The organism is Enterococcus sp. JM9B (assembly GCF_009933265.1).
Taxonomy (GTDB): domain Bacteria; phylum Bacillota; class Bacilli; order Lactobacillales; family Enterococcaceae; genus Enterococcus_C; species Enterococcus_C songbeiensis.
In genome coordinates this window covers 1-26,383 of the sequence record NZ_MAEK01000028.1, presented here as the reverse complement: position 1 = coordinate 26,383, position 26,383 = coordinate 1, and the positions used below count along the sequence as shown (strand labels likewise).

Genomic DNA, 26,383 nt, shown 5'->3' with positions numbered 1-26,383 from the left:
CCGGTTCAAAAGTATAATAGCAAACGATTACAAAAAATACAATAGATTTTGCAAATAAAAATGAACCGGTTCATTTTTATTATTACAATCTAACACTTCCCGTAGAAACCTTTCCACAAACTTTATACTTCCTCACACCTATGTATCCAAGAAATTCCAGGCACTTTCTTTAACCTGAAATTTCTTGGATACAACCTGTTTTAACTGATAAATGGCTTAACATTCCCCATTATTCTAAAACAACCCCATTGGAAAACCATCAAAATTCTCGATCAACGCATCGATTCTCAAGTTTTCTTTCTGAAAAAGAAGACGATTTTTTCCGCTTGGATCGATGGCAATAATTTTTCCGATTTTTGCCCGATCTGCGGCAAGGATTCCTGAAACTGCATCCTCAATCACCACACAGGTTTCTGGCAAAAGATCAATTTTTTCTGCTGCTTTTAAAAAGATATCTGGTTCTGGTTTTCCTTCAAAAGTACCATCATCATAAACAACATTCTCTAAATCAAACCACTTGGCTAGATCAAATGTTTCAAAATAAAAAAGTAGGTTTTCTCTTCCAGTTGCGGTAGCAATCGTTCTAGGAATGTTCTTCTCTTTAAACATATCAAGAACAGCTTCTAGCCCACTAGTTAGCACAAGTTGTGTGGAATCTTGCAGGCACAATTCACGATAGTACTGTTCCTTTTCATCCGATAATTTTTGAATCTCTGCATTCGTCAATTCGGCTGAAATAAAGTATCGTAAAATTTGATCGTTTGTGTGTCCATGGATATTTAACAATATTTCTTGCTCAGAAATTTTATTCGTAGAGTATTGCTGAATCATTTCGATCCAAGCCTTTTCGTGTAAATGAGAATCTTGAAACATGGTCCCATTAAAATCAAAAATAATTCCTTTCATTTTACACCTCAGAAATTTTCCTATGAATTTTCAAGTTAATTATACCCTTTTTCTAAAGGTATTTCCCAACTTTTACTATAAACGGAGGAAAAAGAATATACTAGAAAAAGCCATTGCAAGAATCACAATCGCTTTTTCTCCACTAAAATCTTATTTATTTTTAAACAAAAACAACTGTCTCAACAATTTTAATTGATGGGTCCAACGATTGAATAACTGGGCAGTAACGAGAAACCAGCCGAGTGCCCCGTTCGGCCCGTCCTTTGTATTCTTCATCGACCGTCACCTTAAACTGGATGGCGATTTCTTTAAGAGGATGACTTTGCTTTGTTTCATCACGACTATAACTAATGTCCACGCCATGAAAGACATACGGAACCTTAGAATTTTTCAATACGTCTTGATACACGTATGCTCCACAAGCCCCTGCTGCTGCAACAAGGCTCTGCACAGGAGAATACCCATATTTACGGAGCAACACCCAATTTTCTTCTTCTCGGGGAAGCTCCATGCCATGTTCTCCCTGAATCAAATGAATCTCTTCCATCATAAAATCTCCTTTGCATAAAAATGACCTTCTGAAACTTCTGTCCATTGGGTTTTTTTCTCATCAAATCGATAGTCCTCAACCATTTCCGAAAAATTTTTCCGTGCTTTTTTTGGATCAGGTTCTGGAATAGCCCGTAATAATTTCTTGGTATAAGCATGTTGTGGATTGATAAACAATTCTTCTGCCGGTCCGACTTCAAGAATTTTTCCCTGATACATTACTACGATTCGATCAGAAATATACCGTACCATTGATAAATCGTGAGAGATGAATAAATAAGTCAATGAAAACTTCTTTTGTAATTGAACAAGTAAATTGATAATTTGCGCTTGAATCGACACGTCCAGTGCGGAAATTGGCTCATCACACAAAATAAACTCCGGGTTTGTCGCTACTGCTCTGGCAATCCCGATACGTTGGCGTTGCCCACCACTAAATGCAAAAGGTAATTTATTTGCATCCTCCTCTGTAAATCCGACTAACGCTAACACTTCCATCGCTCTTTTTTTCGCTTCTGCTGAAGAAAATTGCAATTCTAACGGTTCCATTACTAACTGTAAGGCAGTTAAATTTGGATTTAACGAGGAGTAAGGATCTTGATAAATAATTTGCATATCCTTTTGCGCTTTTTGTCGTTGATTTTTATTTGCCTGAGTTAAATTTACTCCTTTAAAGTAAATATCGCCACTAGTTAGGGTTTCTAGTTGCAAAATACTACGGCCTAAGGTTGTCTTGCCGCTCCCTGATTCACCTACTAAACCAACCGTTTCTCCTTGATAAATGGTTAAATCTGCTTGATTGATTGCATGAATCGGTAGAGAGTTTTTTAAAAGACTCTTTTTCACGAAGATTTTATTTGCTTTTTCTATCCGAATAAGTTCATTCATTGTTTTCACCTTCTAACCAGACATGATGTGTTTCTGAAAGCTCATGCTTCACTAAATTATCCGCAATAATGAGCTTCTCAGCTTGCAGACTATATAAGCTTTCACCTTTTCGGCCAATCGTTGAGGCTTTTAAAAGTTTTTTCGTATATTCATGCTGTGGGTTGTAAAAAATTTCTTCTGTAGTTCCTTCTTCAACGATTTTCCCTTGATACATCACCTTGATGAATTCACTCATTCCAGCAACAACACCAAAATCATGGGTTACGAGCACCACGGATAGATTTGTTTCTTGTTGCAATTTGCGAATCAAATAGAGAATTTGCGCTTGGATGGTCACATCTAATGCCGTTGTTGGTTCATCTGCAATCAGAAACTGAGGTTGTGCCAAAAATGCCATGGCAATCATGACTCGTTGCCGCATACCACCGGAGAGTTCGTGAGGATACTGTTTCAACCGTTTTTCTGGAAAAGGAATCCCAACATTTTGAAGCTCCGTAATCGCTAGAGCTTTCGCTTTCGCCCCCTTCACTTTCTGAAAACGAGCAATAACTTCTGTCAAATGGTAGCCAATCGTTCGTAATGGATTTAAAGCCGTCATAGGATCTTGGAAAATCATTGCGATCGGCAAATGGTCCCCAAATTCAACAGGAGTACCTGCAAACTCAAATAAATCCGCATGAGTTTTTAAATAGTCTGGTAAAAGACTCATTGCTGCTTTCATTGAAATACTCTTGCCACTGCCGGACTCTCCAACAATTCCCACGATTTTCCCTTTTGGAATATCTAAATCTATGTGGCGAATCAACTGTTTTTTAGGATGATGTTTCTTTTCATAATCAACGGTTAAATTTTTCAGTTTAAGAATTGATTCAGTCATTTTTTTCATCCTCCCGTAACAATATCACGCGTAAAAAGTCACCCAACCGGTTAAATGAAAAAACCGTAAATGCGACAAAAATTCCCGGCAGAATTGCCATATAAGGCGCCCGTTGTAACGAACTTTGGGCATTTTGTAAAAGGCTGCCCCATGAGGCACTAGGTTGTTGGATTCCCAGACCTAGAAAGCTCAAAGCTGATTCTGTCATAATTGCTCCTGAAATACTCATTGTTGCAGCCACAATCATAGTTGGTAGAATTTGTGGTAGGATATGTTTCAAAATAAGATGAACTCTCTTTTCACCAATAAATTGAGCATACTCCACATATTCTCTTTCTTTGGCAGACATTGTTTCCGCTCGCAATAAACGAGCGATGCTCATCCATGAAAATCCACCAATAACGATGACTAAAGTGGAAAGTCCTGGTTTCAAGAAGACACTCAAGACAATCACTAAGACCATCCAGGGAATTGCGGAAAGTACATCTACAATCCGCATCAAAATATTATCTAGCCATCCGCCGACAAAACCCGCAACAATTCCAATAATTGTACCAATCAAAACGGAGGTGATCATCGCTAACATTCCGACTAACAATGAAATTCTGCCACCATAAACGACACGAATGAAATAATCTCGCCCAACTTCATCCGTTCCAAAAATATGTTGCAGACTTGGTGCTTGAGACGTAGCGCTGACATCTGTCAGTTTGGGATCGATAGGAATCAAAGGGGCAGCCAGTGATAAAATCACCAACACACTTAGAAAAATAAGAGGAAAATAATAAACAGGATGTACAGCCAATGTTTCTTTTATTCGCTTAATCATTCCTTATTTTCCTCCCTTCTGCCGTATACGCGGATCGACAACAGAATATAAAATATCTGACAATAAATTCCCAACGATCACAAGTGTTGCAGATAACAGCATTACTGCCATGATGATTGGATAATCCAACCCTTTTGTGGCAGTCATCAAATAAGGACCTACACCTGGCCAATCGAAAATCGTTTCTGTAATAATCGCTCCCGTCACTAACATAGGAAGCGCCAACCCGATTTGAGTCACAATGGGAATCAAGATATTTCGACTAATGTGTCGCGTAAAAATTTCCCATTTACTGGCCTGAAAAGCTTGTTGAACAGTGACATAATCTTGAGAGAGCTGCTGCATCGTTGAAGAGCGAATGTAGCGGGTTAACTCTGGGAAAAAAGCGATCGTCAAGGTAATATATGGCAACCAAAAATGAGCAAAAAAGTCGGAAATTGACCCTTCCTGTCCAACGGTATGCATCCCTAAAATCGGAAAAAGATTTAATTTATAACCAAAAAGATAAATCATAATCATCGCAAACCAAAATGTTGGAATTGCAATACCAAAAGAAGCAACACCATCAATAAAGTGATCTAAAAATTTCCCCTTATTCGCACCGGCTAACAAGCCAAGAACAACTGCCAAAAGCAATGCAGTCAAATAGGCAGGTAATACAAGACGAATCGTATTTGGGATTCGAGCAGCTAACTCTGTACCGATACTTTGTTGACTTACTAACGAATACCCAAAATTACCATGAAAAATTTGGGTCAGCCAGTGCCAGTATTGGACAAGAAACGGTTGGTCCAATCCATACCTCTCTCTTAAAATCGCAATCGTTTCTTGAGACATATTTGGGGTAGTAATCGAATCAATCACATCGTATGGCGCCAAATGAATCAATGAAAAAACAAGAAATGAAATGACAAACAATAGCGGAATAGCAATGAATAAACGTTTAATTATGTACCGTAACAAAAACAGCTCCTCCTCTTTAATCAATAAAACCAGGCTAGATCCCTTTGTGGTTTCTAGCACTGGCAGTAAAAATCACTTTATTTTAATGTTAATTTACTCATATCTTCCAAAGTATAGATTGGAATCAAACCGGCTTCTTTTATGTTTTGAACACGGCTATTTACTGCTAAGACCTTTTTATTATCAACAATTGGATAAATTACTGCATCATCAGCAATCTGTTGTTGCAATTTCACATAAATTTCTTTTCGTTTAGTGTCATCCATCTCAACAGAGCCTTGTCGGAAAAGTTCATCCGTTGCATCGCTCTTATATTGGAAGTAATTTGCAGAACCGGTAGAAGCGAAAAGATACGAATACAAATCAGGATCATTTCCCATGATATAACCATTCATAAACAAGTCATATTTCTTAGAACCTGGTTTTTTCAACTCTGCTCCATATGCCGCACTATCCCCACCTGCAAGTTCTACGGTGATACCAACTTTTTCAAGTTGTTGTTGAATCAACGTTGCCTGAACAGTTTGTGCCGGATCTGAGGATGAAAATGCCAAATTGATTGTTAAATCACTAACTCCTGCTTCTTTTAGCAATTCCTTCGACTTATCGACATCCGTTTTATAATCGTTCACATCTGTTGTAGCATAAGGATTATTTGGAGGTAAAATCGATTGAACATTTTGATAATACTTTTCATCCAGATACGCTGCTTTGTTTAAATCATCCCGATTCAAAGCATATTGAATGGCTTGACGTACCTTTACATCTTTTAGATTATCAGAATTTGTATTAAAGCCTAAATACCCTACCCGATTTTCACTGTATTCGTAAACATCTGTTGTATCGGTATCTAAATCTTCAATATCATTAGGTAAAATAAAGGAAGCATCCACCTCACCCTTTTGTAAGGCAACCTTTGTAGTATCTGCACTAGTGATGATTCGTAACGTAATATTTTTGATTTCTGGTGTACCACCATAATAGTTTTCGTTTGCAACAAATTGTAGATACTGACCTGTTTTATATTCTTTTAGTACATAAGGACCAGTTCCAACTGGTTTAGCCGCTAACGTGCTTGCTGCAAAATCTTTTTCATCTTTAAAAATATGCTCTGGAATAATGTACGTTTCCGTAGCAATATTATTTAATGCAGCTGCGCTCACAGAAGGTAAGTCAAACTCAACGGTCGTATCATCAATTTTTTTTACACTAATCGGCTTTCCATCCACCCAAAGGGAATCAGCATTTCCATTTTCTTTCTTCACTTTTTGTGAATAAGTAAAGACCACGTCATCAGCCGTAAACGCCTCTCCGTCTGACCATTTAATGTCTTTCTTCAATTTAACGGTGATTGATTTCCCATCAGCTGCAGGTTCAATTGCTTCGGCTAATTCTAATTTTTGTGTGCCGTCTCCTTCGATTCGCGCTAGTGGAGAATAAATCATATTTGTTGCCGTCAGTCCCCAGCGGTCACTGACATTGATTGGATTCATCGACGAAGGATCCCCATTAATCGCATAGGTGAAGGTATCATTCGACTCTTTTGGAGTACTTGATTCAGAACTTTTGCCATTTCCACAGGCAGCCAACACCACTCCTGCCATAGCAATCAACACCCCAGTAAATATCTTTTTCATTCTTTCAGCACTCCCTCTTCATTTCCTGTGTTCCATTTACGGACAACTTGAAGTATAAGCCAAGTGACGTCCCATCTTCAAATAAAATTCCCTTAGTTATGGGAACATATATCACGATAGTTTTAACTTATCACGAGTAAATCAAAAAGGATGAACGATTTTTTATCTGGATGTTTTTTCACTACCAAATATTGTCGCCATTGTCGTTTGTGTCGCACGTACTTTCATCTTTACTGATCCCAACTTACCTAACAGATTTAAAAATTTGCTAGGACCGGGATTGATTATTTTTTTATTCTTTTCTATCCCTTTTAAAACAACACGGACAAAGTCTTCAAGCTTCATGTTCATTGGATTCTTATCACCAGTTTCATGCATCATTGGTTCAAGATTCGTTTCAGAAATCAACGGTGGTGCAACTTGAAGAATGTGCAAATTATCGTAACCAAAATAATCAGCTTGTCCCCGAATCGCTTCAGTCAATCCATTTACTCCTGCTTTACTAGCCGAGTACAACGGATGTGCCGGACTTGCGACATAAGATAATCCAGAACTAATATTAATCAGCATCGCCTCTTTTTTCTTAGCTAAGAGTGGCAAAAAGAGCTTAGCTATATTGATAGTACCAACAAGATTCGTTTCAATTTCGTTTGTTAAAAGCGAGTGACTGTCAAAAAAATTCATGGATTGCATGATTCCTGCCGAATTGATAACCATATTTAGTTGTGGATGGTGTTTGCTGATTACTTTTTGCAGTTTTTTTACACTTTCAAAATCAGCGACATCCGCTGCGTAACCAAAAAGTCCCTGGTTTTCTGACACCAGCGTATCGATTACTTCTTTGCGACGTGAAGTTATAATTACCGTATTTCCCCGTTCTAGAAAAGCTTTTGCAAGTCCGAATCCCAAGCCGGAAGTTCCACCCGTAATCAGAATTGTATTACCAGTTTGTTTCATTTTATTTCCTCACTTACATTTATTTGATTTTGTAACTTGAGGAAATAATAAAGCAATAGATTACATTTGTCAATTTTTGTAACTTCTGTTAAAATCAATCCATGAAAAACTTATCGAAAGAACTCATTTTAATAACCGCCTCCGAATTAGTCGAAGCAACTCACAGCGATAAAATTTCCTTGATTGATGTTGGAAAAGCTCTCGGTGTCAGTCACGCTGCCCTATACAAATATTTTCCAAATAAAAAAGCGCTTTGGACGGCACTGGCCTTAAGATGGTTAGACAAACAGTTGGAAGCACTCTTTCCCTTTGATACCTCTGGATATGCTGAGGTATCTGCGATTGCTCATGATTGGCTTTGGACACTTGCATCTGGAAAATATCGTGCAAAATTCGATGATCCTAAAATGTTTGCTATCTATACGACTTACATCGATCATGATAAGTCGGCTTATTCACAACACATTCAAAAACTGGGGCACAGTTTCATGGATGCTACCGGACTCGATGAAACTTTGACAACTGGTATCTTATTGTCCTTTATGTTCTTTTCAGCACCTGCCTACGCCGACCGCTGGGATAATCAGTTTCAAACAGAATTCGAAACTGTATGGACTATCGTAAAAAATGTTTTTTAAAACTAAATCAAACTCAAGGAGCGAATCATATGATTAAAGTCGTTTTCACCTATCGAACGAAAAAGAAAGATTTATCTAAACTTATGGAAAAATTTGTCGAATCAGGAAATAATCCAAAATTTCATTCTCCGGTCACCAACAAAAAAATTGAAATGTTCCAACGCTTCGAAGGCGAAGATGCAATCGTTGTCTTAGACATTTATTATGATTCACTAGCAGACTACCAAGAACGAACTACTTTTGAAAGAAGCTTACCGGAATGGAATGCAATTTGGTTTTCAGATAGTATCGAGCACGAAGAAGTTAGTGTCGAAGTTTTTGACGTTTTATAAATAGCAGTCCAGCCAAACGTTTGGTAGCGGGGCAACGTTTGGCTTTTTTTCGCTTTATTCCCTTGCATTTTTTGTCCGTGATTCACAGAAACTAATCGATTGTTCCCAAATTTCTAGTGGCAAGAAAAATAACAAGTGCTATAATTTGTTTATTCCTCACTAAATCCAGATGAAAAAAATCCTTCATCGACGGATATGAAGGCATTGGTACAGTCATCACAAAGGGAGAATAATCCCACACTTATTTGGAGTCGGGAGAAGTATTGGAAAAGTTTTATTACAGTCTTAAGAATCAAAACTCCGGAGGAAAAACAATGAAAAAAATAATTATTACCGGTGCTGCCGGTGGAATCGGACAAGCACTTATAGCACGTTGTCTACAAGAAGGATATCATGTGATTGCAATCGATAAAGAGCACGAAAAATTAACCGCCCTCAGTAGCCACCCTCACTTAACAACTACCTGTATTGATGTGACAAATTATCAAGCAGTAGCACATTTTTTTGAGGGAATCGCTGATCAGCCGCTTTATGGATTGGTCAATAATGCCGGTGTGTACAACGCATTTAGCCTATTAGATTATGATGAAGCTGCAATCGATCGCATTTTAGAAATAAACATTAAAGGTGCCACGGTTTTTTCTAAATTTTTCATTCAACATCTTATACAACAAGAGGCTCATGGAAAAATTATCAACATTTCTTCTATTTCTGGGCAAGAAGGTAGCTCTGACGCATTGTACGGCTTATCAAAAGCAGCTCTATTGGGTCTAACAAAGAGTTTGGCTTTACGCTTTTCGCCACAAATTTTGGTAAATGCTATTGCTCCGACAATGGTTGATACAGATATGATGGCAATTATTCCAGATTGGCGAAAAAAAGAATACCAACAACATCATTTGATCAAAGAACCCGTTTTACCAAAAGATGTCGCTGATACGGCAAACTTCTTGCTTTCAGAGGAAAGCGCTCATTATACCGGAGCCACTTTCGATCTAAATAATGGTGGATATTTGAGGTAACAAATGAAAGTATGTTTGAATAATGAATACATTCTTACCTTATTCTAGATAAAAAAATGAGTGGGAATAATTGCAGGAGAGCAGAAACCCGTGAAAGCAAAGGGCTTCTCGCTCTTTTTTTCCTATTGCACTTTTTGTTTCTTGTGCATAAAACAACCCGTTTTGTCAGTCTCTACCTTGAGGAGAATCCTTTTACATTCGGTTAGTTCATGCCGATAGGATTAGCTTTTTAATTAATACACAAAAATAATAGAAAATAGATCATGTTTACGTGCAGTCTATTCTGAAAAAACTTTTGTACCAGGCAAGCATAATAGTAGTTTTCTCATCAGTTATTCTACTTCCATTTTTTAATCACATATAAGATTATCGGTAGAATACTACAGATAATGAAGAACCCTATCAAAGTTATTGCCGCATTTATAATCCTTCTGGTTGTGATATACCTGAGTTTGTTTCTATAAATAATGAGAACGCACTCTATGATCATAAGAAAGATTATAAAAAAATAAATTCCTAGAATATAAATCACCTCCTTTTTGTCTGTCCAACTCCAAGACTAGATTAAACAGGGAATATCACTAATGACTATAGACATAAAAAACGATTCAACTAGTAGTAGAATCAACATTCTTTGATAGCCACAAGATTAAACTTTCATCAAAATACGATAAATCTTTACTGTTATTCCACTAAACATCCCGTGTCAGATTAACTTTTGACAAAGAATTTAATTTATATTACTACCTCTACACTATCGAGATTTATCTTCTGTAATTAGCCCCGAAAAAAAACATTTTCCTTAACATTGAAGTAATATTTTTTATCTGCTTCAATGGTCATAAGATAACTCCAATTAACTCCTAGAACTACCCACTACTTCCCTATAACTCGTTAGATTCATATTACCACAAATTTCAATTTACAGATTAAAAAAATACGTTATAAGAAAAATAGTTAAAATTGGAAAAAGTAACTTTTAAAAAAAACTTTATACCCCTCTTCATCCAAGCTTAATTTTAAGGAAATTACCGTCAAATAAAGGATGTTAAAAAATTTTGACAAGGTTATTTTGTACTTGTAAGGTATATTTGATAGACGATGATGTGAGAATATGAAATATTGAATGACGAAAGGATTGATATCTAAAATGGAAATAGGAGCCAAGCTAAAAGAAGCAAGAAAACAGGCAGGCTTAACTCAGGAAAAGGTTGCTGAAAATATTCAAGTGTCACGCCAAACAATATCAAATTGGGAAAACGAAAAGTCCTTCCCTGATATTGTTAGTGTCATTAAATTAAGCAACCTATATAGCGTGAGCCTGGACAACCTTTTGAAAGGAGATCAAGAGATGATGGATCATTTAGAAAAAAGCACCAATATTGTAAAGAGCAATCAAAAGCTTATTGTAGCCTTTCTTATAAACGTGGCTTTGCTACTTTCGTTCGTATTTTTCAATGGATTAATACTCCAAAACAACTACCTAATCTTTGGGAGCTCTGCGATTGGAATCATCAGTACGTGCATCCTTTTTTATCAAATAATTAAAAAATTGTAGGGGGAATTTACTTTGTTAATCTTAGCGATAATTTTTCTATTCATGATCTTACTTGGTAGTGTGACACTTGCATACCAAGTATTTCAATTAGTCGTTCTTGATGCAGAAAGCCGGGGACTAAAACATCCAAAACTTTGGGGATTATTTTCAATTGGAAGTACAAATAGCGGGGGCGGACTTATTTTATATTTACTTGGTGGAAATAAGTATCCTTCCGATATGTCGGAGGATATAAAGTTACTTGTTGATTCTCGTAAAAAAAGAGCTGGATTATCTTTAGGCTTCATTGCTGCAGGACTCATTGGGTTAATTTTTGCCGCATTATCTGGAAACTTATAATATTACAAGCTAGGTACTGTCTAATACTCCTATCTAGATTTATCAATCCTTTAATGCAGATAACATAAAATTCATTTATTATTCTGTGTGGTTTCTGATAGTAACAAAGAATCCCACTCAAAAAAAATCAAACAGATCATCGATTCTACAAGACTTTTTATAGTTCTTCAAAAGCGGAAAGTTCAAAATAACTTCAATTTTATCTTTAACCATTAAATCATGTCTGAGGGTAAATTGATTGTTACAGGGTAATTTCTAGCTTAGAATACAACATATTTTCGCATACTTATTACTGTAATTGAGATTTTCTCTAAAGAATATTTACTAATGCATGTAATGCTATTGGGTACGATAAGCTTCCAGTATACCAATAGGTGGAAGCAAGAATCCAGCCCATCGCACAATAAATGAGTAAATTAAAATCAAAGGTAAATTGATGGGCAAAGCTAAAAATTACTCCGGAGAAAAAAATACATAGAATCACATTTACTTTTGTTTTATTCTGAAAAAAAAGATTAAAAAATATTCCTCTAAAAAGAATTTCTTCAATAGTTGGAGCAAAGATAGAATTACTAAGTATTGTCAGATGAGGTACAATCCTTTCATATTGATTAATTATTGATTGATTTTCTGAAATGACTAACGGATTTAGCTTTATATCAATATAGTTTACTATCAAGATAAGTAAAAACATTCCCACAAAAATCAATACATTCCTGTGAGTTAATTTTCCTATTAAAGAAAAAACAGTTCGTTTGTCTTTTTTTAGTTGCTTGAAGTACACCCACAGAAAAAAAACAAAAACGACCAGCCAAAGAACTGTTTTCAATAGAATAAATTGATCTTCATTTTCATGCAATATAGTACCATTTATATCAAAAATTACCTCAAATTGTATGAATATGCTCAGTATAATTAAACTTAGAAAAAATAGTGAGCGTTTTATTATATTGTTAGGTCTTGTCATAATAATAGATTGGGGTTCAATGTTATCTCTTCAATTGTAATAATTCTTGAATTAGAATATTTATCCCTCAGTGCATGAGTGTATGCTTTTGCTTTGGTAGAAACTACAATGAGTTGACTATCTTCTTGGCCTAACAAATTATAAATATCATCTAGTTTGACAGCATGCCAATTGTAATTTGAAAATCTATTTTTTATCATTTCTAGTTCCTTATTCGTTTTATTCCCGAATAATATTGTGTTAGCCAACGCTGAGCCCGTATAATCATATCTTCTCATTTCAGTTAAAAAAAACGCAGTCTTCATTTTTAATACTCCTCTTTCAATTTCAGAATTTTCTTCACTATAAGACTGAACAGAATTTATTTCAAAGGATTTTTCCACAATGGTAGCAAACTCTTCCAGAACGGCTCATTTTCCAACGTGGATAAAATATTCCTTTTCCAATAAAATTAAATATCTAGTAATCTTTCCGCAATATTTTTCAATTTTCTTCTCGATAATAAGCAGTTTTCATCATTTTTTAAAATAAGTAAATTTTTTGCTCTGTCAATTACTACTATACTTTTCAAATTAACAACAAATGATTTATGGCATCTATACAAACGTGAATCCATAGTTTCAATTTCAGCTAGATTTCCATAGAATTCGATTCTTTGCTTCAAGGTAACTAACACAATTTTATGCGGTTGAGGTAGCGTCTCAAAATATAAAATTTCGGAAAAAGGCACCCAAAATTTTTTAAACTCACTTTCAAATTGAAATACGTCTGTTGGTTTCTCTTCATCCATTCCTCTATCGACATATTGAATACTCTCGTAGATTTGTTCCCTGAAACTTTCCTCGTTTTGATCCTTTGCGATAAAATTTAAGGCAGAGACCTGATACGAATACGTTAAAAAGGAAAATTCAGAATGTGTTGTAACAAAAACAATCGTAGCATATCGATCTAACTCCCGGATTTTTTTTGCTATATCCAACCCCTTCTTTTGACTTTCTTTAATCTCAATATCCAGAAAAAATAGCATGTGACATCCACGTTCAACGATGCTCTCAATCAATTCCTCTGGTCTACCAGTATCAAAAATTTTTTTTATTCGAAAATTACTTGTAGTTCGGATTTCTTTTATCACTTCTTTGATTCTATTCCTTTGATATAAATCATCCTCTAAAATATAAATATTCACTAGTCGATCACCTGCCTGATAATTAATCTTTGTGCCAAACTTGTATCTTCAATTTGGGTTTCTAAAGTAACATTTTCGTATTTCTGAATGATGTTTTGAATATTGTACAATCCAGTTCCACGATCATGCCCTTTTGTTGAAAACTTAGGATCAAAAAGATTCTTAATTGTCAGAACTCCTGGTTCTCGTGAATTGTGAACAATTAAAATTAGTTGCTCCTCAGCTAAAAAAATAGCAATACCAACCTTTTTTTCTTCACTATTGATTCCAGCTTCTATTGCATTGTCGATTAAAACCGAGATAATTCGAACATAATCCAAAATATCCATATCAGAAAAAACAACTTTTTCTTTTATTTCCAACGAGATATGAAGACCACTTTGATTAGCGATCATAATTTTTGAAGATAAAATGCTTTTTATGGCAGTATTTTCTATATTTGATAATTCTGCAACATCATAATAAGTTTGATTTAATTCAATATTGGCCTGCAAGAGAACCTTATTATATACATTCCTAATTTGTTCCACATCTGCTGAATTAATACTTTCACTCATACTAATTAGCATGTTTCCAAAATCATGTCTGAATCCCCTGATCTGTTGGTAAAGCTCCTCAATTTCTTGTGTATACAAAGTCAACTGATTGTATTGTTCTTCTTTTATATCTTGTACTTGCTTTTGTAAATAATTTTTCATTTGAATTGTTAGGAAAATGAGTAGACTAAAAAACATAAAAGTATAAATAAAAAAAACATATTTTGTGTACTCATTGACAGGAGTATTAGCACTAACTCTGTTTTCATAACCATAAACAACCAAAAATAATGAAAATCCACCATATAACGCTACATTTAATGGAAGCAGTATTTTATTTCTTATAAACGAATCTTTATATTTTAGAATTGCAAAATTAAATTTAAATACTTTTAGCAGTATCGTGTGCAATACCACTGGGAAAATAATACTGTTTATTATTAGTAGATACCTAGTACGATTAAAAATGGTTACCGGTACAACAAGATAGTAGAGCATTGACGTTAAATTCATCAATAAAACTGAGATAAAAATAGTATAAATATCGTTAAAAGAAATCAATAACCAATTATCTTTTTTCTCATTTATGAAACTATAGATACAGAAAAATGGCAGCATAATAATCATCCAATAGCTTTTAAGAATAAACAAACTCCCTGTCGATATGATCACAGAATACACAATCCACAAGAAGTTAATTTTTGTCCTAGTTATCTGATAGTAGATCACCCACATTAACATCAACTGCATCGCTAAACTTAGTACTATAAGAATAAAGTTCACCATTTGATTTCTCTCCCACCCTAAATTACTACATATCTTATCATCTAGGAGATCAACTCACAATAATAACCAAACACTAAAAATAGTAGAGACCACAATCTTCAGCATCATGCCTGCTAACACAATAGAATTTCTATGTTGCATAGTAACATGACCACTTACCTTCCTTCAGTACATGAACGAAAAATGGAACTACACTATCTAAATATAAAAAATAGTGGAATATCTGCTCTACTTATTTTGCGTTTTAGAATTTAAAGTTTTTGCAGTTTCAGTAATTTTCTAAATCGGTTGTACCCGTTTTTATCATTTTTCTTAGTCTAGCAAATGATTCTTTCCTCTTAAAATCATAGATAGAAAACCGCAATTCCTCAAATCTTTGTAACATCTACATGAATGCATCCAAAAATTTCTTCCTATTTTTTACTATTATTCACTAAATTTGCAAAAAAAGAAAACTGATTATCGTAATCGGTCATTTTAATTTCTTGAACGGTAAGATAATGAATTTAAAAATAAAAAAAACGTTTAAGAAATCTTAATGTCGCTTTATGATTATACGATTGATGTTGAGAAGTCCAAAGATTAAGATCAGTTTATAGTAGTTGCACAACTATTAAATAAATATTTGGAGGAAAAAATAATGAAAAATAATGCATCGTTATCTAAATTTGATTCTTTAGAGACAAATGAGTTAGGATCCATCGAGGGTGGGATTGGGATCCTCTTCTTTTATAAAAAATAAAAAAATTCCTAGTTATTATACCTAGAAAGTCGATTTCTAAAAAGAAAGCTCACTAATCCAAATACAAAAAGGAGAATAAGATAAAGCTTAACCCCTCTCAAAACAGTAATATTATCCCCACCCACCCATTGTTGGATTTTACCAGTTAGTACAGGTACTATTTTCAAGTAATTCCAAGGCAGGTAAGCTAACCACTTATTATATATTCCTGAAAATCGCTCTTGTGGGAGATAGGACAACACTGGAATTGGACAAAGAATACTTAGCACAACTACCTGAGAGGAGATAAAATTTGTCACGGTAAAAATGATTACTAGAAAAACACTTGATAGAAGTAAGTACATGATAAACACTTCCAACAATATTTTCCAAATCGGGAGTAAACTAAAAACTTCGGGAGTAATATTTGCTCGAATCAAGGTCTCAAAGTTGCTTTTGGTAAGTACTCCTTTATAAATTGGATTCTCAATCGAAAGTGAACCAAATCCATTTTGAATTCCGACAGTAATATATACAACTAAAAAGAACAATAGAAAAATACAAATGGAAAAACTTATCCCCATAACGGTTTTTGTCAGTAACTTCTTTAAATTTGAAACTGGAAGGCCAAACGCGATTGAGGCATTACGTCGATCTTTCAACACTATATCTGAACAACCAAAACAAAATAAAATAAGTAACAGTGGGAGACTAAATTCTAAGGATGGAAGCATAAATTGTGCTGCCGTCGTTTCTTCAATTACATTGGTCGATAGATTATTACTATTTTTTATCAGTCCATTGTAAAGAATATAGTTATAAGAGAATTGATATGCCGCATCAGATTGACCGTAATAATTATGAAAAGTAAAGTATTTCTCTGGAAACTGTAAGGCGGTTAAGGAGCCATCGTAATATTCAACAGATAGGCGTAAGTAATTCTCCAAGGTTTTTTGTTTATCCTTGTGATTAACATCAGTTTCACTTATCTGTAATCGTGCTTGATCTATAGGCTCTACTGGATGAAAGTTACTGAGATATAGGGTACCCATAAAAAAGCCTAAAGCAAGAATTAAACCAAGTATCCCCAATATTTTCTTTTTTTTATAAAATAGATGAAATTCATAATTCAGGTAATTCATTGTCATTCTCAACCCCATCTTCAGGATAAAACCGGCTAAAAGCGTCACTCAAACTTTGATTTGACACATTGAAAGCAATTGAATGCTCTACTAGAAACTGTACTAACTTGAGATTTTGCCGATAGTATCGCCCAGTTTTTAATTCTTGAAAACTTAAATCCAGCTTTTTTTCATCATCAAGATTTGGAATGGAGATAAATTTTTGATCAATTTCTTCGGGTAGTGGATAAGCATAATGCAAATCAGCATGTTTTAAAAAATAGACTTTATCAGCCATTGATTGAAGGTGCACTAAGTCATGAGATATCATTAAAATTGTAGCCCCTTCCGCTTTCAATCGAAAAATGGCTTTAGAAATATGCTTAATAGCTTGTCTATCAAGCCCATTGGTTAGTTCATCCAATAAGAAAATTCTCCCTCTAGTCATATATATCATTGCAAAACATAATTTTTGTCTCATACCTAAAGAATACTCACTAACTCTTTTTTGAATAAATTTCTCCATAACTAAATCTTCGATTATTTCGTTGCAGCGACTTTCTTGTTGATGCCACATTTTTTGATATATTTTTAAGTGTTGCCACCCCGTTAATTCTTCATGTAAATCAAATTGATTTGGAAGCATAACAACTTTTTCTCGAATAGACTCATAATCTTTTCTTTTTTTATAGTCTAAGCCATTAAAAAAAGTGATATTTCCAGAATCAGGTTTTGTATAGTTCATTATTAAATGAAATAGCGTTGATTTTCCATATCCGTTTGGGCTAGCTATACCAATAATTGAATGAGAGAATACATCTAATGTGACATTTGATATAACTTTCCTTTTATCATAACTTTTGGACAAATACTTTAATTGCATGACCAATTCTGTTTGATCCATTACCATACACTCCCTTGAAGATGATCATATTTTAAGCATTGCTTTCGTAGAAAAACAGAACAAGCAACAAGTAATCCCATTAAAAGAGCTCCAGAAAATATAATTCCATAATCAGAAATCCCACCTACTACAAAATAAGGATACAAGAATTCCAATTTCTCTAATGAACGATTTCCGATAGCTAAAAGCAGCCCTATCAGACAATACGTGCTGAGAATGAATGTAGTCGAAATGAAATAGCTTCTCACTTTCAAGCTGAGCATTGCATGTAAAAAGAGCATTAATAGATTTATGATAAGTGCAAGACTTACATGAATGACGATAAAGAGACCAACATGACTAGCTTTAAAGGAATCTATCCAATAGTAAGCAAAAACGGTCTGTAAACTTCCTATTTGAGAAAATAGTTTAAAAACAGAAAAATACCCAATAATTGAACTAACTATATAGGTTAAAAATATAAGCTGATAAATAAGTACTCGGCAAATGATTCTTAGATACGTTCTAATTGGTAGTGATGAATAAATCGATGAATGATCGTTGTCTATTTGTACTATTGGTGCTGCAATAACAAATGTTAAGAACAAACCCACTAAAATTATTATTGGAAACCATTCAGAAAATCTTCCCAACGCAGTAGTCTGCCTTGTCTCTATGACCATCTTCTCTTTTGTCAATTCCGGATTAATAGCCAATTGTGCATTAATCTCATATGGTTTCCTAATAAAGTTAAGTTGTCCATCCTGACGCTCTTTCTTAAATTTCTTCAATAGTTTTTCTTCATTCAACAATTGTTCAGTTTGAACAGATGTATAATCATTAAAGTTCTCCATGATTTGAAATGAATAAAGTCTGTTAGTTAGCTCTTCGTGCTTCTTTAAGTAATTCTCAAAATTTGCATCAAGTTTTTTATCACTTAATGTTTTCTGTAATTCTGGAGTAAGATGACCTATTTGTATTTGTCGATCTAAAACGGTACGAACTGCTGAGGCTTGGTTTGCAACAAATGCTTCCTGAGATTGTGGTTGATACACGAGATACGCATAACCAGAGCCAAAGCCAATAATTAATGTAAGTAATATCACAGAATAATTCACTCTATTCAAAAAAATACGTTTAAATTCTAAACGTATAAAAGGAAAAATTTTAGAAACAATAAGATGTAGATCAGGACTCTTCCACACTTCAAGTATGATTACGCAGCAGGTAATGATTATAACCACCGAAACTAAAATGAAGATAGCAATGAAAATGTGAGTTAAGAAAAAAATAAAAATTCCCAGAAGCGTTAATGAAAATACTAGTTTCCCTTTGTCTCCTGTTTTTCGCTTCAAATACCATTCAATAGGTCCTTCATATTTCTCTCCAGAATTTTTCCACTCGGATAAAAGCTTTTTCATTAAAAATTGCTCCCTTCTATCTCCACTCATCAGAATTTCCAATCACAAACACTATCAATATATATAAATATAAACACATAAATATAATTTCTTTAAAAAATACTAAAGTTATGTATAGACTAGCATAAAAATAGTATTTTTTCACCCAAAAATAAAATACTTCCACAAAAAAATGCATTTTTCATCTTTTGAATCTGCTCTTCAGAAAAATACAAAGTATTTATATTTTATTTTTTTATTGATTTATTTATTTATTTAGGCTAAGATAACCTTGTATTAAAATATAGGAGGTTTTTTTATGAAGAAATTTATTGGGTTAACTCTTATTGCAAGTGGTCTTTTTGTTGGTCTCATGAGTACCGGGGTCACCGCTTCCGCAGCAAGCAGTAATTCCGCTGCTGCATCAGCTCTTGCCGCAACTAAAGTTGTTACAGTTTATTATCAAACTGAAAGTTCTCCTCAGTGGTACCGAACAGCTGATGGATATGCAGGCTACCTTTATTACACTGGACGTTCTACCTCTAAAGGTTTTGAGTTTAGAGGGACACTAATTAAAGGTGCGATCCAGCCATTAATGGTAGTAAATAGTAAATCAGATATTTAATGTAGTAAATCAGTGGTTTTCATTTCGATAATATACATCTTTCGTATTTTAAATAGAGATAAATCTATGTATTATATTACTAGTAGAAAGAACAGAAAGTAGTGATTCTATGTCTAATAAAATTTTTTTCCCAATTCCTTTTCCACTTCCCGACGGAAATACAGGACACGTAGGTAAATAATTGATTAAATACTATTGGTTGTAATATCAACTGATAGTATTTTTTTTATTATGGTGATAATATACATAGTATTAGTAACTAAGGATGTGGAATTTTGGCTACAGTTAAAGGTAATTTAATAAAAGATAGAAGAAAACAGCAAAAGTTAACTCAAAAGGAACTTGCCTCAGGTATCTGTAAGCAAGCCACTATCAGTAATATCGAAAGCCGGAACTATTGCTACAGCATTGAAATTCTATCATTAATTTGTAGCCGTTTAAATTTACAAATTAATGATGTAATAATTCAATCAGAGGAAGTTCAAATTAGGAATAAACTGAATGATGTACAAAAGCTCTGTAATGTTTGGAAAAATGATGAAGCTTTAAAAAAAATACAAACGATTGATTCTACCAGAATATCAGATCAGGGAATAATGAACCAGTTAAACTATTTAAAAGGAATTACCGAGCTTCTTGTTAACAACAATTTTGATGCTTCCTTTTTTTATTTCTCACAGGTTATCTCTAGCTCAGATGAGAAGGATCTGTTTGCAATTTTAGCAAATATGGGGCTAGGTATCGCCTACGAACAGAAGAAATCATACTCATTTGCAGAAACTTATTATGTTGCCGCAATTACGAATGTAGATAATAGAGCATCTAAAGAGCTTGAGCTAAACAAGGTGTATTTTAACGCAGCAAAATTCTATAGTGAGATAAAGAATTACCAGAAAGCTATAGATCTTTGCAATAAGGGAATCAAAATCAATAAACAATATCAGTCTACGGTATTGTTAGACTTTTTATTATATGAAGTTGCATATAACACAAAAGAGCTCAACGATCCAACCTATCTAACAAAATATGATCGAGCTTATCAAATATCATCTTTTAATGAGAATAATCATGTAAAGGACACAATAAAGATCGATCTTAAGGAAGAATTTAAGCTACTATCATCAAGTCATGAATAGGATGTTAAATTTTCACAGAAAATTAAGTCAGCTTTATTTTCATTTCTCATTAACAGTTCAGAAAAAACTTAAAACAGTCATACCCTCCCCTTTAAGTTGATTTGTAATCTATGTACGCTAACCGACTACATTTTATTTTATGATACTCAAAAAAATCAAACAAATTAGATTCTCCTTTGTTTGATTTTTTGCTTTGCTCTACTTCTACTTAATTGATTTATTAATAATTATGACCTGCCAACTTTTCCAAGTTCTTCAAATCAATATAATCTGACTCTCGCAGCTCATAGCCTTTATGGAAAATTAATTGAGCTTCTAATGAAAGACAGGGAATTTCCCTGTTCTCAAATTTTTTCTTAGTGAACCAGTCTGCTTGAAAGAAGTAAAACCCATCCTCTAAATCCGCCTGTTTTGCACTACCATCTGGATTAATTTCTAACGGATGAATATCTAAATATCCCAGATTTTCATGCCACAGCTCCATTCTGGCAGGCATCCAATCCACGATTTTTTCGTAGCCCAACTCATACAAAGCTGTTAGTAATCGGTCGGTATCCTTACTATCAAAATCAATGTCAATATCTCGATGTTCCCTATTTTGCTTTCCAGTTAAAATATCGACACCCCAACCACCATCTACCCAATAATGAATAGCTAATCCATCTAAAAAATCTAATATTTTGAATAATTCTATTTTAGAAACGATTTTCTTTTTCAAATAACCACCCACAAATAATTTTTAAGTAACTATCTTGATTCTATATGATGCTTGTGGACAAGACAAGTTTGAAAAAAGCTGTAAAAAGTGAAGACTTTCCCATTAAAATTGACTTCATACTATTTCCCCACAGTCTTCTAAAATCTATAAGTCATTTATAGTATTTTTTAAAATCAATCAGATTGGCTATGTTAAAGAATGGAACCTCTGCTAAGATCATAAATATCGATTTGCTCTTCAACAAATTTATTCTCTTTGTAAAAAATTTAAGAAAAAAACGAAGTTCCAGAGTTTTCGCCCTTTCTAAATATTAACGATTTTTTTATTTTCTATTACTTCGGTTTTTCCATTGCTCTAGTATCTCTGGCATCTTTGACCAACTCCATGCAAATGATACGAGACCAATAACTGCTATGATAATACCAAAAATCGCCATATGAACCCCTCCTCAGAAACCGCTTGCGTTATAGCGTATTTAGTACAAAAATAACTAATCATATTAATAGAAATAGTACAATTTAAAATTGAAATAATGCCAACTCTTCGGTGGTGATTATATTAAAAAGTTATCAATAATTCTTTCCATATCAGGACTGGTTTCTTCATTTATAGGAATCATTTTATCCATTAATTTTATTCCAATACAAGATTATGAGCTACTCACAAAAAAACAGCGTAAATCGATTGGGCAAGAATTTGCTCTAAATTATCAACTTGGTATATTTCTTATATTTATGGGAATCTTTTTGCTAATTCTTTCCTTGATAATTTTCGTTAAAGTAAAAAGTAAGTATGTCGTAGAATCTAAAAATCAAATGTAAAATTTTACGCTAAAAGAATAAACGACTAAGACTTTCCATCCTTCAGTTCCTACCTATTTTCTTTCTTATTGAATTCTTCTCCATATTTCAAAAAATATTTTTTATCTAAATAATCTTCTAAAATATACATTTGTTTCGGAGTAATCATCATCTTGTCTTCTTTCCACTCGATTAAATCATATCTGCCAGCACCACTAATCGCTCGCATTTCTTCTATTGAAACAGGCAATATCTTTTGTAATTGACCAATCTTCCTGAAGCGTTTCTTTTGACGTCTAATTTTTAATATACCTGAAGTTCAAATAGCGAGCAGAAATAAGAAGTACTCGAAATGATTATCCCATCCAATTAGTTTAACAATCAGTAAAACAATAAAATAAAACAAGAAGAAAATGATTTCATATAAAAAATCAATCTTCTGATTTTTTGTCCAATTTTTCACTTGATTCCCTTCCAATTCTCCTCTTTATGATTTCTCGTAAGAGCTTGTATTCTCCAGTAAATAACAATCGTTTTCTTCAGTATACAACAATAGTGCAAAATAGCGAAAAAAAGGCCATTCTATAGTTACTAATCACTATTTTTTTGGTCGTTATCGCTTTTTTTCGCTTCTTTGATTCCGTTGCGAACAGCAGCTTTTACCACAAAATATAACACAACAAATAAACCTACTAACAAAAGAGTACTGATAAAAAAAGATAGAAACACAAGTCCGCTCCCTTTTTCTGAAGTAACAACATATGACATTAGTTTTTCTCCTCTTTCTGAGTAAATTTATTAAAAAATGTTTCTGCCCACCAGCCATATACTGTACTTAGTATAGTAAGAAAGAAAATTCCAAGCCAACTATGCTTTAAGCTGATGCCAATAATTAAACCCGGTCCTAAAAAAACGAGAAAAAAACCAATTGTAAATCTTGAAAAAATAAAGTATTTATCTTGCCATCTATTCTTTTGGGAATAGTGGTTGAATAACAAAAATCCCAACAATCCAAAACGACTAATAATTGAAGTCTTTACAAATTTTTCCATAGAGAAACCCACTTTCGCGTATGTTTATGATTAACACAAAACTGAACTATGTAAAAAATAGAAAAGTAACCACATCTGATAAAAAACATCAAATCGTCCTGCAGGTTCCTTTTCTATTCAGATAAACTATCCTTGATTAGAAGTTAGGATACATTCACATAGTAGCATAAACCGTTTACACAATAAAGTATTTTTTTACTTTATCTGAAAGAGTCTTCTAGCAGAATAGAATGCAAATCTACTTTTCTTCTAACAGGACATCTTCAAATTAGTATCTGACACCCTTTACTAGCAAAAATCAATCTCCTCATACAAAACAAGTAGCTTTTATGCAATCCAAGGTACTAAAAAAGCAACCATGTTCTACACTGTTTCAGTCGAAATAGAATAATGGTTACTTTTTTCACGTTTTTAAATTTTGTAATTCCGAATAAAAATTCTAAGCTTCACGGTACCGAATAGTAAGCCCTTTTAGGAAGTTACGGGCATAGCGATCTCCACAAGCCATGTAATTTCTGTGTCCTTCTTTGCGCAAAATTGCACTGATTTCGCTTGGAGAAGCGTAAACTTCTGCTAATCGTAGTACATCCAATATATCATCACTTGTCATCGATAAAGCAATTCGGACTTTCTTGATAAGTACGTTATTTACACTTGACTGATTGGTGATTTGAAATGGGTTTGGTGGTGTCACACCCGGTTTTATCGTTTGTTTTCCACGCTTAAAAATAATAAATCCATTAAGAAAAGTCTCCAAAGTTTTTGCGTCACAAACAGCATCTCTTGGCAGATCTTCATCGGACGACTGTTTTGTTAGAAGCTCTCCTAGTTTGATCTGATCGATTTCCATTCCACCCAATTGAAAAATTTTGATCATTTCCTGATTCTTCAAGTCTAATGCATAACGCAATCTAATTAGAATATCATTGTTGTTCATCATTTCCTCCTACGAAGTTTCTCACTCCATCAGTATAACATTTTCGGCAAAACTACGCTGAAATAATTCAACACTGTTTTTAGTTGCTGAATTCTGAGAAAAAAAGTGCCTAAAATGTAAAATCGCCACATTTTAGACACTTTTGAGGATTTTTCTTTCAATTTCAAAAGCTAAGAGTACACACAATATAGTCGAAAACACTATTCTCCAACCATCACCTAAATCAAGAAAAATACCGATACCTACGGAAAACAGCTAAGACATTTGAGCAAACATCTGTAAGCTTTAACCTATTCAGAAACAATTTGAATTATCTTTCCAGCTCTTTCTATATTAATGAAATTAATTGATACGTTGATGTTTCCACTTTTTTTCTTTGAACGTACGACTGCAAGCAATTTACCATCATATGTTTCCCATTCATTGGACTGATAAAAGTTCTCTGTCTGTGGATCCGCACTTCCAAACCCGATGATTTCTCCCGATCCTTCAATACAAATATTGATTTTTTCTTTACTATTTAGATTTTCATTGCCTTCACTGTCTGAAAGCGAAATTTTAATATATGCTAAATCCGATCCATTCGCTTTAATAATTGGACGATCAACTGTTGCTTTAATTTCAACATCATTTCCTGCTGTGATTAAATGATGACGTCCGACAATTTCCCCTTCATTGTAATTTACTGCTTCTAAAATACCCGGTTGAAAATTAAAAAATATATTCAATAATCTGATCTATTTTTGCCATTTCTTGAAGTGGTAGGTGTTCAATATACTCTAAGTTCCTTACTTTAAAATCGAGAGATTTTAGTTGTGAAATAATAATCTGTCCGCGGGTATCTGTTCCATCCGGCAAAGTATGTCGAGTTGGATAGTCTTTGATTGTAGACGTGATGGGACATATAACTGCAAATAACGTCTTTCTATTGAACTCATAGCGAGACACCACAAGACCCGGTCTTCTTTTTTGAATTTCATGGCCAGCAGAAGGATCGAAGTCAATCCAGACGATATCTCCCTTTTTAGGAATAAATAATTTTTCCTCGTGCATTAAAAAACTTCTCTCCCTTCTGGTGTTAAATCAGACCACTCATCCTGTTCATAAAATTCTGCTTCAGTTCCCTGATCGAATGGGTCTCCTATTTTGGGAACAAGTGTAATTACGCCATCTTCTGAATACATTACTACATATTCCTGATTCGCTTCAGGCTTCTTACCATTATCACTCGGCAATGTAATAATGATTGAGCTCCCTTGTACTCTTGATTTGGTTAATAACATTTCTGCCCACATCCTTTATTATTCTATTATTACCATTCAATTATATCTCATAACGCTACATAATTCTAGCAACACTAGATGAGACTTAACATTCTTAATTATGAGTTAAAAACTTAATTATGTGGAAATACTGCTCTAATTAAAGAAGAAATATGAAAACCTGTTAATTGATAGTCAAAGCTGAGATTTTCTCCTCTCTAAGTAATCAACTAATAAGCAATATTGAATACATTGATTACTTTTCTACGTTGAGATAACACGAATTGAAATTTTTGCGTACTTGTTTCAACGATTAACCCATTGGGTACAATTCCAAATGTATTGATTTCCATGATTCTCTTACCTGAATTATTCATACTTCTAGATTTTTAACATTAATTTTGAAAAACCATCGGTTTTTCTTTTTCCGTTATTACATTTCAAATGTCGCTAGCGCTATTAGCTCAAAATATGATCTATTCAAGGAATGACGAGTCATTTTTCTTATTTTTGAGCGCAAATATCCCTTAGAATTAATAAGTTTTTAAAATTTCAGTTAGCTCCCAGTTCTACCAGCAGAGTTGCTGGATTTTTTCCAATAGATAATAGAACAGGTTCTGGTAAACATGGGAAGAGCTCGTTTTCAGAAACAATTTTCGACCGCTACGAATTAGCTTACCAGCCACTTTGAAAAGGCGAAGACGTAAGGTGTCTACTTGGAAAACTGCTTCTTTCGCAGGTAAACAGATTGTGTTCAT

The 26,383-nt window shown here is 33.8% G+C and carries 32 protein-coding genes; 7 read left to right on the top strand and 25 right to left on the bottom strand.

Annotated features, from left to right (window positions below; translation table 11 throughout):
* Positions 1 to 234: 234 nt before the first annotated feature.
* From BAU16_RS07685 to BAU16_RS07650, 8 genes are all read right to left on the bottom strand, one after another.
* The gene (locus tag BAU16_RS07685; protein ID WP_048603514.1) at positions 235 to 906 is read right to left on the bottom strand and encodes an HAD family hydrolase; all 672 of its coding nucleotides are present in this window, start codon (positions 904 to 906) and stop codon (positions 235 to 237) included.
* 160 nt (positions 907 to 1,066) lie between these two features.
* Positions 1,067 to 1,453 carry an OsmC family protein gene (locus tag BAU16_RS07680; protein WP_171000826.1) on the bottom strand — a complete coding sequence of 129 codons (387 nt, stop codon included), beginning with the start codon at positions 1,451 to 1,453 and terminating at the stop codon, positions 1,067 to 1,069.
* Positions 1,453 to 2,343, bottom strand: coding sequence for an ATP-binding cassette domain-containing protein (locus BAU16_RS07675; protein ID WP_137605573.1), 891 nt, complete (start codon positions 2,341 to 2,343; stop codon positions 1,453 to 1,455). The genes BAU16_RS07680 and BAU16_RS07675 overlap by 1 nt, the downstream gene beginning before the upstream one ends.
* Positions 2,336 to 3,220, bottom strand: a complete 885-nt coding sequence (locus BAU16_RS07670) for an ABC transporter ATP-binding protein (protein WP_137605572.1) — start codon at positions 3,218 to 3,220, stop codon at positions 2,336 to 2,338. Before BAU16_RS07670 ends, BAU16_RS07675 begins: the two co-directional genes overlap by 8 nt.
* Positions 3,213 to 4,049 carry an ABC transporter permease gene (locus BAU16_RS07665; RefSeq protein ID WP_137605571.1) on the bottom strand — a complete coding sequence of 279 codons (837 nt, stop codon included), beginning with the start codon at positions 4,047 to 4,049 and terminating at the stop codon, positions 3,213 to 3,215. The genes BAU16_RS07670 and BAU16_RS07665 overlap by 8 nt, the downstream gene beginning before the upstream one ends.
* A 3-nt stretch (positions 4,050 to 4,052) precedes the next feature.
* Positions 4,053 to 5,012, bottom strand: a complete 960-nt coding sequence (locus BAU16_RS07660; protein WP_137605570.1) for an ABC transporter permease — start codon at positions 5,010 to 5,012, stop codon at positions 4,053 to 4,055.
* Between the two features lie 77 nt (positions 5,013 to 5,089).
* Positions 5,090 to 6,649, bottom strand: coding sequence for an ABC transporter substrate-binding protein (locus BAU16_RS07655; protein WP_137605569.1), 1,560 nt, complete (start codon positions 6,647 to 6,649; stop codon positions 5,090 to 5,092).
* Positions 6,650 to 6,811: 162 nt separating this feature from the next.
* On the bottom strand, positions 6,812 to 7,606 hold the full coding sequence (locus tag BAU16_RS07650) for an SDR family oxidoreductase (RefSeq protein ID WP_137605568.1): 795 nt from the start codon (positions 7,604 to 7,606) through the stop codon (positions 6,812 to 6,814).
* 101 nt (positions 7,607 to 7,707) lie between these two features.
* Between BAU16_RS07650 and BAU16_RS07645 the strand changes: the two genes are divergently transcribed.
* The 5 genes from BAU16_RS07645 to BAU16_RS07625 all read left to right on the top strand — a co-directional run bounded on the left by BAU16_RS07645 (position 7,708) and on the right by BAU16_RS07625 (position 11,495).
* Positions 7,708 to 8,244: a TetR/AcrR family transcriptional regulator gene (locus BAU16_RS07645; RefSeq protein ID WP_048603522.1), complete on the top strand. Its 537-nt coding sequence runs from the start codon at positions 7,708 to 7,710 to the stop codon at positions 8,242 to 8,244.
* A 29-nt stretch (positions 8,245 to 8,273) separates the two neighbouring features.
* Positions 8,274 to 8,576 carry a hypothetical protein gene (locus BAU16_RS07640; RefSeq protein ID WP_048603523.1) on the top strand — a complete coding sequence of 101 codons (303 nt, stop codon included), beginning with the start codon at positions 8,274 to 8,276 and terminating at the stop codon, positions 8,574 to 8,576.
* Between the two features lie 314 nt (positions 8,577 to 8,890).
* Positions 8,891 to 9,598, top strand: coding sequence for an SDR family NAD(P)-dependent oxidoreductase (locus tag BAU16_RS07635; RefSeq protein WP_137605567.1), 708 nt, complete (start codon positions 8,891 to 8,893; stop codon positions 9,596 to 9,598).
* 1,150 nt (positions 9,599 to 10,748) lie between these two features.
* Complete coding sequence (locus BAU16_RS07630; RefSeq protein WP_137605566.1) at positions 10,749 to 11,156, top strand: helix-turn-helix domain-containing protein; 408 nt, start codon at positions 10,749 to 10,751, stop codon at positions 11,154 to 11,156.
* Between the two features lie 12 nt (positions 11,157 to 11,168).
* Positions 11,169 to 11,495, top strand: a complete 327-nt coding sequence (locus tag BAU16_RS07625) for a hypothetical protein (RefSeq protein WP_137605565.1) — start codon at positions 11,169 to 11,171, stop codon at positions 11,493 to 11,495.
* 310 nt (positions 11,496 to 11,805) lie between these two features.
* On the opposite strand, the gene BAU16_RS07620 is transcribed toward BAU16_RS07625, so the two are convergent.
* From BAU16_RS07620 to BAU16_RS07590, 7 genes are all read right to left on the bottom strand, one after another.
* Positions 11,806 to 12,354, bottom strand: coding sequence for a CPBP family intramembrane glutamic endopeptidase (locus tag BAU16_RS07620; RefSeq protein WP_161526845.1), 549 nt, complete (start codon positions 12,352 to 12,354; stop codon positions 11,806 to 11,808).
* Between the two features lie 104 nt (positions 12,355 to 12,458).
* Positions 12,459 to 12,845 carry a hypothetical protein gene (locus BAU16_RS07615; protein WP_137605563.1) on the bottom strand — a complete coding sequence of 129 codons (387 nt, stop codon included), beginning with the start codon at positions 12,843 to 12,845 and terminating at the stop codon, positions 12,459 to 12,461.
* Between the two features lie 68 nt (positions 12,846 to 12,913).
* A complete protein-coding gene (locus BAU16_RS07610) occupies positions 12,914 to 13,648 on the bottom strand; it encodes a response regulator transcription factor (RefSeq protein WP_237579227.1) in 735 nt (244 codons plus the stop codon).
* Positions 13,648 to 14,970, bottom strand: a complete 1,323-nt coding sequence (locus tag BAU16_RS07605) for a sensor histidine kinase (RefSeq protein ID WP_137605561.1) — start codon at positions 14,968 to 14,970, stop codon at positions 13,648 to 13,650. The genes BAU16_RS07610 and BAU16_RS07605 overlap by 1 nt, the downstream gene beginning before the upstream one ends.
* 750 nt (positions 14,971 to 15,720) lie before the next feature.
* The gene (locus BAU16_RS07600) at positions 15,721 to 16,839 is read right to left on the bottom strand and encodes a hypothetical protein (RefSeq protein WP_137605560.1); all 1,119 of its coding nucleotides are present in this window, start codon (positions 16,837 to 16,839) and stop codon (positions 15,721 to 15,723) included.
* The gene (locus BAU16_RS07595) at positions 16,814 to 17,716 is read right to left on the bottom strand and encodes an ATP-binding cassette domain-containing protein (RefSeq protein WP_161526844.1); all 903 of its coding nucleotides are present in this window, start codon (positions 17,714 to 17,716) and stop codon (positions 16,814 to 16,816) included. The genes BAU16_RS07600 and BAU16_RS07595 overlap by 26 nt, the downstream gene beginning before the upstream one ends.
* On the bottom strand, positions 17,716 to 19,116 hold the full coding sequence (locus tag BAU16_RS07590) for a hypothetical protein (RefSeq protein WP_161526843.1): 1,401 nt from the start codon (positions 19,114 to 19,116) through the stop codon (positions 17,716 to 17,718). The genes BAU16_RS07595 and BAU16_RS07590 overlap by 1 nt, the downstream gene beginning before the upstream one ends.
* 298 nt (positions 19,117 to 19,414) lie before the next feature.
* Here BAU16_RS07590 and BAU16_RS07585 point away from each other — a divergent pair, with 298 nt between their 5' ends.
* Both BAU16_RS07585 and BAU16_RS07580 read left to right on the top strand, forming a co-directional pair.
* Positions 19,415 to 19,720, top strand: coding sequence for a hypothetical protein (locus BAU16_RS07585; protein ID WP_137605557.1), 306 nt, complete (start codon positions 19,415 to 19,417; stop codon positions 19,718 to 19,720).
* Positions 19,721 to 19,995: 275 nt separating this feature from the next.
* Positions 19,996 to 20,856, top strand: a complete 861-nt coding sequence (locus BAU16_RS07580) for a helix-turn-helix transcriptional regulator (RefSeq protein WP_161526842.1) — start codon at positions 19,996 to 19,998, stop codon at positions 20,854 to 20,856.
* Between the two features lie 220 nt (positions 20,857 to 21,076).
* Here the strand turns inward: BAU16_RS07580 and BAU16_RS07575 are convergent, their stop codons facing one another.
* The 10 genes from BAU16_RS07575 to BAU16_RS07540 form a co-directional block, all read right to left on the bottom strand.
* A complete protein-coding gene (locus BAU16_RS07575) occupies positions 21,077 to 21,574 on the bottom strand; it encodes a nucleotidyltransferase domain-containing protein (protein ID WP_137605555.1) in 498 nt (165 codons plus the stop codon).
* 870 nt (positions 21,575 to 22,444) lie between these two features.
* Positions 22,445 to 22,603, bottom strand: a complete 159-nt coding sequence (locus tag BAU16_RS07570; RefSeq protein ID WP_161526841.1) for a hypothetical protein — start codon at positions 22,601 to 22,603, stop codon at positions 22,445 to 22,447.
* Positions 22,604 to 22,965: 362 nt separating this feature from the next.
* Entirely contained in the window at positions 22,966 to 23,142 is a 177-nt protein-coding gene (locus BAU16_RS13595) for a DUF6019 family protein (RefSeq protein WP_171000825.1), read from the bottom strand.
* A complete protein-coding gene (locus BAU16_RS07565) occupies positions 23,142 to 23,426 on the bottom strand; it encodes a hypothetical protein (RefSeq protein WP_137605554.1) in 285 nt (94 codons plus the stop codon). The genes BAU16_RS13595 and BAU16_RS07565 overlap by 1 nt, the downstream gene beginning before the upstream one ends.
* Positions 23,427 to 23,865: 439 nt before the next feature.
* On the bottom strand, positions 23,866 to 24,363 hold the full coding sequence (locus BAU16_RS07560) for a DUF1456 family protein (protein WP_137605553.1): 498 nt from the start codon (positions 24,361 to 24,363) through the stop codon (positions 23,866 to 23,868).
* 290 nt (positions 24,364 to 24,653) lie between these two features.
* Entirely contained in the window at positions 24,654 to 25,091 is a 438-nt protein-coding gene (locus tag BAU16_RS07555; RefSeq protein WP_048603529.1) for a hypothetical protein, read from the bottom strand.
* On the bottom strand, positions 25,075 to 25,416 hold the full coding sequence (locus tag BAU16_RS07550) for a type II toxin-antitoxin system PemK/MazF family toxin (protein WP_048603530.1): 342 nt from the start codon (positions 25,414 to 25,416) through the stop codon (positions 25,075 to 25,077). Before BAU16_RS07550 ends, BAU16_RS07555 begins: the two co-directional genes overlap by 17 nt.
* A complete protein-coding gene (mazE, locus tag BAU16_RS07545) occupies positions 25,416 to 25,646 on the bottom strand; it encodes a type II toxin-antitoxin system PemI/MazE family antitoxin (RefSeq protein WP_048603531.1) in 231 nt (76 codons plus the stop codon). Before mazE ends, BAU16_RS07550 begins: the two co-directional genes overlap by 1 nt.
* 209 nt (positions 25,647 to 25,855) lie before the next feature.
* Positions 25,856 to 25,978 (bottom strand): hypothetical protein, encoded by a 123-nt coding sequence (locus tag BAU16_RS13740; protein ID WP_272927844.1) that lies wholly within the window; start codon positions 25,976 to 25,978, stop codon positions 25,856 to 25,858.
* Between the two features lie 216 nt (positions 25,979 to 26,194).
* Positions 26,195 to 26,383 (bottom strand): transposase (locus BAU16_RS07540; protein ID WP_202621249.1); only part of this gene is annotated, 189 nt, incomplete at its 5' end.